Annotated in this window: 11 protein-coding genes; 7 read left to right on the top strand and 4 right to left on the bottom strand. The window is 55.0% G+C overall.

Annotated elements, in window-relative coordinates:
- Nucleotides 1–6 precede the first annotated feature (6 nt).
- From cobA to flhE, 4 genes are all read left to right on the top strand, one after another.
- On the top strand, nucleotides 7–822 hold the full coding sequence (gene cobA, locus AC6I8T_RS12115; RefSeq protein ID WP_208724147.1) for a uroporphyrinogen-III C-methyltransferase: 816 nt from the start codon (nucleotides 7–9) through the stop codon (nucleotides 820–822).
- A 187-nt stretch (nucleotides 823–1009) separates the two neighbouring features.
- The gene (gene flhB, locus AC6I8T_RS12110) at nucleotides 1010–2164 is read left to right on the top strand and encodes a flagellar biosynthesis protein FlhB (protein WP_021182940.1); all 1155 of its coding nucleotides are present in this window, start codon (nucleotides 1010–1012) and stop codon (nucleotides 2162–2164) included.
- Entirely contained in the window at nucleotides 2157–4244 is a 2088-nt protein-coding gene (gene flhA, locus AC6I8T_RS12105; RefSeq protein WP_021182941.1) for a flagellar biosynthesis protein FlhA, read from the top strand. The genes flhB and flhA overlap by 8 nt, the downstream gene beginning before the upstream one ends.
- Before the next feature lies 1 nt (nucleotide 4245).
- Complete coding sequence (gene flhE, locus AC6I8T_RS12100; RefSeq protein ID WP_497833900.1) at nucleotides 4246–4641, top strand: flagellar protein FlhE; 396 nt, start codon at nucleotides 4246–4248, stop codon at nucleotides 4639–4641.
- 36 nt (nucleotides 4642–4677) lie between these two features.
- Here flhE and argS read toward each other — a convergent pair whose 3' ends face one another.
- Nucleotides 4678–6408, bottom strand: coding sequence for an arginine--tRNA ligase (gene argS / locus AC6I8T_RS12095; protein WP_021182943.1), 1731 nt, complete (start codon nucleotides 6406–6408; stop codon nucleotides 4678–4680).
- 180 nt (nucleotides 6409–6588) lie between these two features.
- The gene (locus AC6I8T_RS12090) at nucleotides 6589–6711 is read right to left on the bottom strand and encodes a hypothetical protein (protein ID WP_013509482.1); all 123 of its coding nucleotides are present in this window, start codon (nucleotides 6709–6711) and stop codon (nucleotides 6589–6591) included.
- Between the two features lie 314 nt (nucleotides 6712–7025).
- Between AC6I8T_RS12090 and AC6I8T_RS12085 the strand changes: the two genes are divergently transcribed.
- Complete coding sequence (locus tag AC6I8T_RS12085) at nucleotides 7026–7586, top strand: VOC family protein (protein ID WP_208724149.1); 561 nt, start codon at nucleotides 7026–7028, stop codon at nucleotides 7584–7586.
- On the opposite strand, the gene AC6I8T_RS12080 is transcribed toward AC6I8T_RS12085, so the two are convergent.
- Nucleotides 7583–8728 (bottom strand): MalY/PatB family protein, encoded by a 1146-nt coding sequence (locus tag AC6I8T_RS12080; protein ID WP_497833899.1) that lies wholly within the window; start codon nucleotides 8726–8728, stop codon nucleotides 7583–7585. The genes AC6I8T_RS12085 and AC6I8T_RS12080 overlap by 4 nt on opposite strands.
- A gap of 86 nt (nucleotides 8729–8814) precedes the next feature.
- On the opposite strand from AC6I8T_RS12080, the gene cutC reads away from it, so the two are divergent.
- Nucleotides 8815–9567, top strand: a complete 753-nt coding sequence (gene cutC / locus AC6I8T_RS12075; RefSeq protein WP_021182946.1) for a copper homeostasis protein CutC — start codon at nucleotides 8815–8817, stop codon at nucleotides 9565–9567.
- Nucleotides 9568–9658: 91 nt separating this feature from the next.
- On the opposite strand, the gene AC6I8T_RS12070 is transcribed toward cutC, so the two are convergent.
- Entirely contained in the window at nucleotides 9659–9847 is a 189-nt protein-coding gene (locus AC6I8T_RS12070) for a hypothetical protein (RefSeq protein ID WP_021182947.1), read from the bottom strand.
- A 524-nt stretch (nucleotides 9848–10371) separates the two neighbouring features.
- Here AC6I8T_RS12070 and AC6I8T_RS12065 point away from each other — a divergent pair.
- On the top strand, nucleotides 10372–11220 hold the full coding sequence (locus AC6I8T_RS12065) for a hypothetical protein (RefSeq protein ID WP_208724151.1): 849 nt from the start codon (nucleotides 10372–10374) through the stop codon (nucleotides 11218–11220).
- The last annotated feature ends 1 nt before the right edge of the window (nucleotide 11221 follow it).

Below are 11221 nucleotides of genomic sequence, written 5' to 3'. Positions count from 1 at the left end.
GTCCGCATGACACAGGCAATTGAGACGCTGGATAAACTGTTCAACCCACAGGGCGCGACCGGCCAGGATGGGGTGGTGTGGCTGGTGGGGGCAGGACCGGGCGATGTCGAGTTGCTGACGTTGAAAGCGCTACGGTTGATTAAAGTGGCCGATGTGGTGGTGTATGACCGACTGGTGAGTGATGAGGTGATGGCAGAGGTGCCGGCGGGAACGCTGGCGATCGACGTCGGCAAAAAGCCGGGGAGTCATGGATTAAAGCAGGGACAGATTAACCAGTTGTTGGTGGATCTGGCGCGCAGTGGACGCAACGTGGTGCGGCTCAAAGGGGGCGATCCCTTTATTTTTGGCCGGGGTGGCGAAGAGATGGCATTTTTGCAGCAGGCGGGGATTGCTTGTCAGGTGATACCCGGCATTACGGCCGCGGCGGGTTGCGCGGCTGCCAGTGGCATTCCGCTCACCCATCGTGATTGCGCGCAATCCTTGCGTCTGATCACCGGTCACGGCAAATCCGGCGAGCCATGCCTGGAGGATAAAAGTCTGGCAGCGGCTAACCAGACGCTGGTGTTCTACATGGGGCTGAAGTGGAGCAGTAGCATCAGCAGCCAGTTAATGGCGCAGGGGCGTGATGCGGCCACACCGGTCGCCATCATTGAAAACGGCACCAGAGCTGACCAGCGGGTGCTGATCACGACGCTGACTCAACTAAGCGAGACGGTGGCACGCGAACAGCCTCAGTCACCGGCGTTATTGCTGGTGGGCGAGGTGGTGCGGTTTTATCAAGAAGCCAGCATCCGGGCGACTGAAACTCACATAAGCCCGTAGCGGCGCGATTTATCGCGCGTTTCTTCCGTGCTGAAAATGCGCGATAAATCGCGCCGCTACGGGACCCGTGCTGGTGACAATTTCCCTTATGGCTAAATAAACTGACGTTTTCTCCCCTTAATCCACGCTTTAGCTTCGTCGCCTTTTGGCATTCTATGCTCAGAATTCCTGCCAGCAGAGGTATGCCGTGGCTGACGAGAGTAGCGACGAGGACAAAACAGAATCGCCCACAGCGCACCGACTTGAAAAAGCACGGCAGGATGGGCAGATTCCGCGTTCGCGCGAGCTGACATCGTTATTGATGATGTTGTCCGGCATCATGATTCTGTGGCTGGGCGGCACCAGCATCGCGCGTCGTCTGGCTTCGATGGTGGCGACCGGTTTTCGTTTTGATCATGGCATGGTGACCGATGACAAGGTGATCGTGGCGCATATCAGCAGTCTGATTGGTCAGGCGGTACTGGCCGTGCTGCCGCTGATGGCCGGACTGGTGCTGGTGGCGATCGCGGCCCCCATGCTGCTGGGCGGCATTGTGATCAGCGGCAAATCCCTTAGTCCGGATTTCACCAAACTCAACCCGTTAAGCGGCCTGAAGCGTATGGTTTCCGGGCAGACCTGGGCGGAGTTGTTGAAGGCGATCCTGAAAGCGGTGTTAGTGGGTACGGTCGCAGGTTGGTACATCTGGTCGCACTGGCCGGAGATGCTGCGTTTAATCAGCGAATCCCCGATGAATGCGCTGGAACATGGCATGAACATGATTGCCATCTGTTGTGCGCTGGTGATGCTTGGCTTGATCCCGATGGTGGGATTTGACGTTTTCTGGCAGTTGTACAGCTACTTCAAAAAGTTACGTATGTCGCGCCAGGATATCCGCGATGAATTCAAGCAGCAAGAGGGCGATCCGCACGTCAAAGGGCGTATTCGTCAGGCCATGCGCGCGGCGGCTCGCCGCCGCATGATGGCTGACGTCCCGAAGGCGGATGTGATTGTCACCAACCCGACACACTACTCCGTGGCTCTGCAATATAACGACAAGAAGATGAGCGCCCCGAAGGTGGTTGCTAAAGGTGCCGGAGAAGTGGCGCTGAAAATTCGTGAACTGGGCAAGGAACATCGCGTCCCGATTCTTGAGGCACCGCCGTTGGCGCGTGCGCTGTACCGCCATACCGAAATTGGTCAGTTCATTCCCGGCGCGCTGTATGCGGCGGTAGCGGAAGTGCTGGCGTGGGTCTGGCAGCTGCGACGCTGGAAGCGTGAAGGCGGCCTGATACCGAAGAAACCTCATAATCTGTCGGTCCCGGCAGAGATGGACATTCCAGGAGAGAACAGAAACGATGGCTAATCTGGCCGAAAAGCTGCGGTTACCGGGCAATTTTAAAGACACGCAATGGCAGGTACTGGCGGGGCCGGTGCTGATCATGATGATTCTGTCGATGATGGTGCTGCCTTTACCGGCGTTCATCCTTGACCTGCTGTTCACCTTCAATATTGCGTTGTCCATTATGGTGTTGCTGGTGGCGATGTTCACCCAGCGCACGCTGGATTTTGCCGCATTCCCCACCATTCTGCTGTTCTCTACGTTGTTACGCCTGGCGTTGAACGTGGCCTCCACCCGTATCATCCTGCTGGATGGTCACACCGGCGCGGCCGCCGCAGGTCGCGTGGTTGAAGCCTTTGGTCACTTCCTGGTCGGCGGCAACTTCGCCATCGGTATCGTGGTGTTCATCATCCTGGTGATCATCAACTTTATGGTCATCACCAAGGGTGCCGGACGTATCGCCGAAGTCGGGGCGCGTTTTGTGCTCGATGGGATGCCGGGTAAGCAGATGGCGATCGACGCCGACCTCAACGCCGGTCTGATTCGTGAAGATGAAGCGAAGAAGCGTCGCGCAGAAGTGACGCAGGAAGCCGACTTCTACGGCTCAATGGACGGTGCCAGTAAGTTTGTGCGTGGTGATGCCATCGCCGGGATCATGATCATGGTGATTAACGTCATCGGTGGTCTGCTGGTTGGCGTGGTGCAGCATGGTCTGGATCTGGGGCACGCGGCGGAAACCTATACGCTGCTGACCATCGGTGACGGTCTGGTGGCGCAGATCCCGGCGCTGGTCATCTCTACCGCCGCCGGTGTTATTGTCACGCGCGTCAGCACCGATCAGGATGTGGGCGAGCAGATGGTCGGGCAGCTGTTTAACAATCCGCGCGTACTGATGCTGAGTGCCGGAGTTATTGGTCTGCTGGGCCTGGTGCCGGGCATGCCGAACTTTGTCTTTCTGCTGTTTACCGCTGCGTTGCTGGGACTGGCATGGTGGCTGCGTGGACGTCAAATGCAGCCGAAGAAACAGCCAGAAGCGTCCAGCGTGGTGAAAAATCAGGAAACCCCGGCGACAGTGGAAGCCTCCTGGACCGATGTCCAGTTGGAAGATTCGCTCGGGATGGAAGTAGGCTATCGTCTGATCCCGATGGTCGATCACCTGCAAAATGGTGAGCTGCTGGGACGTATTCGTAGTATCCGTAAAAAAGTGGCGCAGGAGGTCGGTTTCCTGCCGCCGGTGGTGCATATTCGCGACAATATGGAACTGCCGCCTGCGCGCTACCGTATTCTGATGAAAGGGGTAGAGATTGGCAGCGGTGATGCCTATCCGGGACGCTGGATGGCGATTAACCCGGGTACCGCAGCAGGCACCTTGCCGGGTGAAGCCACCGTCGATCCGGCCTTTGGTCTGGCTGCGATCTGGATCGACAGCGCGCTGAAAGAACAGGCACAGATTCAGGGCTTCACGGTGGTGGAAGCCAGTACCGTGGTGGCGACACACTTGAATCATCTGATCGGTCAATACGCCAGCGAGCTGTTTGGTCGTCAGGAAGCGCAGCAACTGTTGGATCGTGTCACGCAGGAAATGCCGAAACTGACCGAAGATTTGGTGCCGGGCGTGATCACCCTGACCACGCTGCACAAGGTGTTGCAGAATTTGCTGACCGAACGTGTGTCGATTCGCGATATGCGTACCATTATTGAAACCCTGGCGGAGCATGCGCCGGTGCAGACTGATGCGCAGGAGCTGACCAGCGTGGTGCGGGTGGCGCTGGGCCGTGCGATCACCCAGCAGTGGTTCCCGGGTAACGGCGAAGTGCAGGTGATTGGCCTGGATGCGACGCTGGAACGTCTGCTGTTGCAGGCGTTGCAGGGCGGTGGCGGTCTGGAGCCGGGTCTGGCTGACCGTCTGTTGCATCAGGCGCAGGATGCGCTGCAACGTCAGGAGATGCTGGGAGCACCGCCGGTGCTGCTGGTGAACCATCCGCTACGTGCGTTATTGGCACGCTTCCTGCGTCGCAATCTGCCTCAGCTGGTGGTGCTCTCCAATATGGAGCTGACGGATAATCGTCAGATCCGTATGACCGCCACCATCGGGGGCAAATAAGATGCGCCGCGTGTGGCCGGGATTATTTCTGCTGCTGCCCTTGTGGGCGGTGGCTGCCGAGGGGGCATGGCATGCCAGCGCCAGTGGACCGAGTCTCGGGGCGCGTGGCAACTGGCTAAGCTCGCCACCGCTGCGCGCTGCTGGCCCGGTGCCGGGCGTTATTTCTCAGGTCAGTTGGCGTTATAAGCTGAGCCGTCCCGCCCCGTCAGGACTGGTGGTTCGGCTGTGTGCCAACCAGAGTTGCGTGTTGCTGGACGGCGCCAGCGGCACCACGCGCGGGCTGGCACATGTCGCTGCCGATGAAACCCTGCATCTGGCGTTTGGTTTTAATGGCCGGGGAGCGATGCCACCAGGTTTGCGCGTGGTGAGCAGCGAAGTGACGGTGAATTATCAGTAGCCAATAAAAAACCCGCCGGTTGGCGGGTTTTTCGTATTACATACGCTCGACGGTTTTGATACCCAGGGTATCAAGACCTTGTTTGAGGGTTTTCGCGGTAAGCGCCGCCAGTTGCAGACGGCTGTTGCGCACCTGCTCATCTTCCGCCGCCAGAATCGGGCAATGTTCATAGAAGCCGGAGAACAGGCCAGCCAGATCGTAAAGATAAGCACACATCACATGCGGCGTACCATCGCGTGCCACCAGGGTGATCACTTCTTCGAATTGCAGCAGGCGGGTTGCCAGTTGGGCTTCACGCTCTTCAGACAGAATGATGTTGCCTTGCAGGCTGTCGGCGTCGATACCGGCTTTGCGGAACACCGACAGCACGCGGGTGTAGGCATACTGCATGTAAGGTGCGGTGTTGCCTTCAAAGGCCAACATATTATCCCAGTCGAAAATGTAATCGGTGGTGCGGCTTTTTGACAGGTCGGCATATTTCACCGCACCAATACCTACCACTTCTGCCAGCGCCTGTAACTCGTCGGCAGACATTTCCGGGTTTTTCTCGCTCACCAACGCCAGCGCGCGTTCCACCGCTTCATCCAGCAGGTCGGCCAGTTTGATGGTGCCGCCGCTACGGGTTTTGAACGGACGGCCATCTTTGCCCAGCATCATGCCGAATGCGTGGTGTTCAAGCGGCACCGATTCCGGTACGTAACCGGCTTTGCGTACGATGGTCCAGGCTTGTTGCAGGTGCTGATGCTGACGTGAATCGATGTAGTACAGCACGCGGTCAGCATGAAGGGTTTCATAACGATATTTCGCGCAGGCGATGTCGGTGGTGGTGTAGAGGTAACCGCCATCTTTCTTCTGCACGATGACCCCCATAGGTTCGCCTTCCTTGTTTTTGAATTCATCAAGGAACACCACGGTTGCGCCTTCGCTGATCACTGCCAGACCTTTTTCTTTCAGATCAGCAACGATGCCCGGCAGCATATCGTTGTACAGGCTTTCACCCATCACATCTTTGCGCGTCAGGGTGACGTTCAGACGGTCATAAACTTTCTGGTTCTGACTCATGGTGATGTCGACCAGCTTCTTCCACATGGTACGGCAATACTCATCGCCACCCTGCAATTTCACCACATAGCCACGGGCACGTTCCGCGAAGGCTTCATCTTCGTCATAGGTGCGTTTGGCTTCGCGATAAAAGGCTTCGAGGTCGGCCAGCGCGATATCTTCATGATGCTCGCTCTGCTGTTTCTCCAGATAAGCGATCAACATGCCGAACTGCGTACCCCAGTCGCCAACGTGGTTAGCGCGGATGACATGATGGCCGAGGAACTCCAGCGTACGCACCGCAGCATCACCGATGATGGTGGAACGGACGTGGCCGACGTGCATCTCTTTCGCGACGTTAGGGGCAGAATAGTCGACGACAATGGTTTGCGCCGCCACGTTGCTGACGCCAAGACGCGGTAAGTTCAGCGCCTGCGCGGCCTGGTCAGCCAGCCACTGGTGATCAAGGAAAATGTTGATAAAACCCGGCCCGGCGATTTCAACCTTGCTGGCAATGCCGTGCAGATCGAGATGCTGGATCACCTGTTCAGCCAACTGACGCGGTGCCTGACCGAGCTTTTTCGCCACGGCCATGATACCGTTCGCCTGGTAGTCGCCGAATTGCACTTTAGCGGACTGACGTACCTGTGGTTCGCAATCGACAGGCGCACCTGCCGCGATCATTGCCTGACCGACTTTGTCGGAAAGAAGAGCCTGAATATTCACCGCGTTACCTTCATATGCTGAAATTGCTCGCCTGCCATGTGCGAGCCGATGTCGTCATCCCGCAGAGGCGCTGTTGGGCGGGCGGGACGGAAAAAATAAGACGGGAAGTATACGTGAAATGTTAGAGTGCGTCAGCTATCGGATAGACGCCGGAATCAGGCAGGGAAACTCCAGCGCCGATTAACGGCGCCGTTGAAAGCGACGAGGATTTTTGACGCTTTTGTCTTCACGTACCTTCCAGTGGCGGGAAATAGCAAATCCCATCAATGCAATCAGGACCGCGACAACAATGAGCATAGACATAGGGCCATTCCTTTAATTTGTGTAGCCACAAATTTATAAGAAAGGATTTCAGGCTGCAATTGTTCGCAGGCTAAATAAGACTTATCTCATTGTATTAATTATTGTTATATTAAACATGTCGTTAAGGTACTTTCATAAAGTAACAACTGGACCTGTGCCTGCGATTAATCCTAATTCAAAGGCACTTTTATACGGTTTTTCGGGGGTTTTGCGGCTAAATCAGAGGATTCTGACTATTTTGCCGTCAGAAGCTCTGGAAAAGCAATGTGCTGGATTGATTAAAATATTTAAACTGATAGCGGAGTAATTGACGCATGACGATGATTTTTCCTTCAGAACTGAAGGATTTGGAACAAGACCTGCTGCGCTTTGAACAGGCATTGCAGCAATTTGCTGAACGTTTAGGTCTGCAACTGAATGAACACGACGCCGATCATGTGGCCGTTCGTTGCCATCAATACGCGACAGCGGAGCGCTGGAAGCAAGGTTTGCTGCAAATCGGTAGCCAGTTCTCTGAAGCGATGATCAATGGTCGTCCGATTTGTTTGTTCAAACTGCATCAGCCGCTGCAACTGGCGGGATGGCAGATCGATGTGATTGAGTTGCCGTGGCCGGGGGAAAAACTTTATCGCCACGAGGGCTGGGAACATGTGGAAATTGTGCTGCGTGGTGAACCGGACACGCTGGGCATGCGGGCGATGGCGCTGCTGGCCGATGAGGCGTTGATGCAGCCTGGCATCTCCTTTAAAACCAGCGCCCCGCAGGGCGAAAAGGAGCGTCTGCCCAATCCGACCCTGGCGGTCACGGATGGGCAAACAACCATCAAATTTCATCCGTGGCGGCTGGAAGAGATCGTCGCCAGCGAGCAAGACTAGCGCCGTGCAGCGATCGCCCGTTGCAGTCGCGTGATCGCTTCCTCCAGCGTGGCGCGGGTACAGCCGAAGTTAAAGCGCACGAAGCGGCCATCACCAAAATCGTGTCCTGGCGAGAACCCCAGACCATGCTGTTCGAAATAACCCGTCGGGTTGTCGACACCCAGCCCGCTGGCATCGATCCAGCCAAGATAAGTCGCTTCGGGTGCGACCATACTCAGTCCCGGCAACGCATTCACCTGCTCAACTAGCCGGTCGCGGTTGGCGCGCAGATAGGCGATCTGCGCCGCCAGCCAGTCATCTCCGCCGCGCCATGCGGCTTCTGCGGCCACCAATGCCAGGATATCCACACCGGGCACAATCCCCTGACGTGTTTGTTTAAAGCGCCTGCGCAATTCCGGGTTGGGGATGATCGCCATTGAGGCACCAAGACCCGCAATGTTGAAGGTTTTTGAAGGGGAAATCAGTGTAATGCTGCGCTGGGCTGCATCCTCGCTTAAGGTGGCAAAGGGAATATGCTCCACGCCTGGAGTGAGAAGCAAATCACAATGAATTTCATCGGAGCAGACAATCATATCGTGCTGTTGGGCAAAAGCCAGTTGCGCCAGCAGTTCTGAACGGCGATAGACCGTGCCGCCGGGATTTTGCGGATTACACAGCATCAATAAACGTTCATCGCCCTGCAATCTTTCAGGGGCAGTGTGTAAATCCATAAGCCAGCGCTGACCTTCTAATCGCAACGGCAGACTGATCTGCGCGCGTTCAGCCAGTTTCGCCGCCGCGCGAAACGGTGGATAAATGGGTGCCGGTGCGACCGTGCTTTGTTCGGAGTCGGTAAATGCACGGACCGAAAGATTGAGGCCGCATACCACGCCAGGCAGAAAGACAATCCACTCCGGTTGAATGCGCCAGCCATAACGCTGTTCAAGGCGGGATATTGTGATATCTATCAAACCGCTGGGGGTGTCGCCATAACCAAAAACCCCATGCTCAGCGCGCTGCTTTATCGCTTCAATAACGCATTCAGGGGAGCGAAAATCGGTATCCGCAACCCAGAGTGGCAGTACATCCTGATCGCCATATTTGTGCCATTTCAAACTATCGCTGTGACGACGGTCTATCCATTGGTCAAAATTGAATGCCATAGTGAGTTTTCCACGTAAACTGTCTCCAATGAGCAGACTAACTTAAGCAATCTTCCCGAGCCAGCTGTCATGTAAAGGAGAAAAGTATGACGAAACTGGAAATATGCTGCTACGGCATCGACTGTGCAATGACTGCGCAGCTGTCCGGTGCTGACCGTCTGGAGCTGTGCAGCGCGCCACGCGAAGGCGGGTTAACCCCATCCGCAGGGGTGCTGGAAGCCGTACGACGAGAAATTACCATTCCGGTCCATCCGATTGTTCGACCACGCGGCGGCGATTTTTGCTACACCGACCGTGAGTTTGAAACCATGAAGTCGGATGTGGCGCTGATACGCGAGCTGGGTTTCCCTGGGCTGGTGATTGGTATGCTGGACGAAGATGCCCATGTGGATATCGCCCGTATGCGGCAGATTATGGCGCTGTGTGATGGGATGGCGGTGACCTTCCATCGCGCCTTTGATTTGTGCCACAGCCCGAAACGCGCGCTTGAAGTGTTAACTGATCTGGGTATCGCGCGGATACTGACTTCGGGCCAGCAGCAAAGTGCGGAAACCGGAATTCCATTATTACGGGAACTTAATGAACAGAGTAGCGGTCCAATTATTATGGCAGGGGCTGGCGTCCGTTTAAGCAACCTGCAAAAGTTTCTCGATAGTGGTTTGCAGGAGGTTCACAGCTCGGCCAGCCGCTTAGTTGCTTCTCCGATGCGCTACCGTAAAGCGGGTGTATCGATGTGTTCAGAAGCGGAAAACGATGAATTCAGCCGCTATTGCGTTGATGGTGATGTGGTTGAAGCCATGAAAAGCATGATGCAAATGAACAGCATCCGGGTCGCCTGACATCGTACCATTTTTGCCGCACAGCACGCCGATAGCCTGACGTGATGTTTGCAAGTACCAAACCCCAGTCTTCTTGCTGGGGTTCTTTTTATCAAACGCGCTTTAACGACTGCTCATAAATATCAATGGCCGTGGCAATGATAGCCGCCTGAGACACCCCGGTATCACTTGCCAGCAACTCGATACGATCAATGGTTTGCAACGGCAGTTTATAGGTTTTAGGTTTGACACCCCGTTTTTCGTCGCTGCGCTTCTGGATATCACTTGCTGATTGAATCATGCTCAACCCCTTAGTATCGAGTCAGGTAAGGTAGGGTACTACTCGTTTTATTAAGATTGCCTTGGGGAGTTTAGAAGATCGTCCTTGAGAGTAATCTTGTGAGTAACCAAACAATAGATGCTTAATAAGGCTTGACTTTATTCAGAAGGGTTCTGCATTGGGATGCTGGATTAAATGCAACATCGATCACGAAAGTGATATTTCCGTGGTGAGACTGGGGTTAAGTAATTAAATCAAAGTATAAATAAACTTTTGCGCTGCGTAATTTGGCCGTTATGCGGTGAATCCCCCTGTGCGGAGGGGCAAAGCCAAGGTTTCTGACGTGTCATGCGGGCCGGGATTGGGGCTTATCCGGCTCACCGGGAGGCACCCGGCACCGCACATCATTCAATTTCAAACAGTTAATCAATACGCACTGGCGGCGGTCTTTCCCTTCCACGGCAATAGCAACTTTTAACCAGGCCATAGCGCATCATGGAAAAAGATGCTTACATTGACGTTAAGGCTATTCACGGATAACCATCATGAAATCCATCTCTTGTGCCGTTTTACTGCTGCTTTTTCCGCTCAGTGGCGCTGCGCTGGCCGTCAGCACGCAATGCCCACCGCTGAGCAAAAATATCACCAATAGCAACAACTGGATCATGCTGGGTGGCAATGCCAAAGGCGCGGTACGTCAGGTTATTGCCGGTGAGTTTGGCAAAGATGTGGATTCACAAAAACGGATTCTGGGGCAGTTTGATCCCTGCGGTGATTTAATGGTGGCAGATATCAGTTACGATAAAAGTGAAAGCAATGTGGTCCTCAGCATGGAGCAACATATCGCACGGGTGCAGGGCGGCTGGGTCGCTGAATATGCTTATCTGGTCAAGGTGCTGAAAGAAGGTAAAGAAGTGGTGGTAGATAACCGGCAGGGTACCATCAACTGGCAGATGGGACAGCGCGGAAACATCATCAGCTCGTCGGATAAATTTACCAGCATGGGCAAAGATGGCTTCACCGATACCACCTATCGCTATGACAAACACTTTCGGCTGGAGCGCAGTATCGCGCGCGGCAGCGATGAGCTGACCAACGGCGAGAGTGTCTACAACTGGAATCCACAAGGTCTGGTGACCAGCGCCACCAGCGCACGCAGCAAAGATACCTACACCTACGATAACCAATGGCGTGAGTTACGTCTGAACGGCACGGCCAGCACCCCCGTCAGCACCATCCGTTCTGTCGATGAATGTCAGCTATGGGACGAGGTCGGCAACTGCACGCTAAGTTATTTGCATGAAACGGAAGTGTTTGAGAAAGGGACTATCGAGCGCCACCTGAGTTCGGCATATAAATATCAGTATTGGGATAAGCCAACGGAAGAACAGTAAT

The organism is Pantoea sp. X-Soil-OKNW-556, from assembly GCF_059730695.1.
Note: the sequence above shows the minus strand (reverse complement) of the source record. Positions and strands in the feature narration are given on the sequence as shown.

Bases quoted from the DNA above. Each gene is read 5' to 3' on its own strand.
- AC6I8T_RS12065 (WP_208724151.1), top strand. From the start codon at position 10,372: ATGAAATCCATCTCTTGTGCCGTTTTACTGCTGCTTTTTCCGCTCAGT.
- cutC (WP_021182946.1), top strand. From the start codon at position 8,815: ATGACGAAACTGGAAATATGCTGCTACGGCATCGACTGTGCAATGACT.
- flhE (WP_497833900.1), top strand. From the start codon at position 4,246: ATGCGCCGCGTGTGGCCGGGATTATTTCTGCTGCTGCCCTTGTGGGCG.
- cobA (WP_208724147.1), top strand. From the start codon at position 7: ATGACACAGGCAATTGAGACGCTGGATAAACTGTTCAACCCACAGGGC.
- flhA (WP_021182941.1), top strand. From the start codon at position 2,157: ATGGCTAATCTGGCCGAAAAGCTGCGGTTACCGGGCAATTTTAAAGAC.
- AC6I8T_RS12085 (WP_208724149.1), top strand. From the start codon at position 7,026: ATGACGATGATTTTTCCTTCAGAACTGAAGGATTTGGAACAAGACCTG.
- AC6I8T_RS12090 (WP_013509482.1), bottom strand. From the start codon at position 6,711: ATGTCTATGCTCATTGTTGTCGCGGTCCTGATTGCATTGATGGGATTT.
- AC6I8T_RS12070 (WP_021182947.1), bottom strand. From the start codon at position 9,847: ATGATTCAATCAGCAAGTGATATCCAGAAGCGCAGCGACGAAAAACGG.
- AC6I8T_RS12080 (WP_497833899.1), bottom strand. From the start codon at position 8,728: ATGGCATTCAATTTTGACCAATGGATAGACCGTCGTCACAGCGATAGT.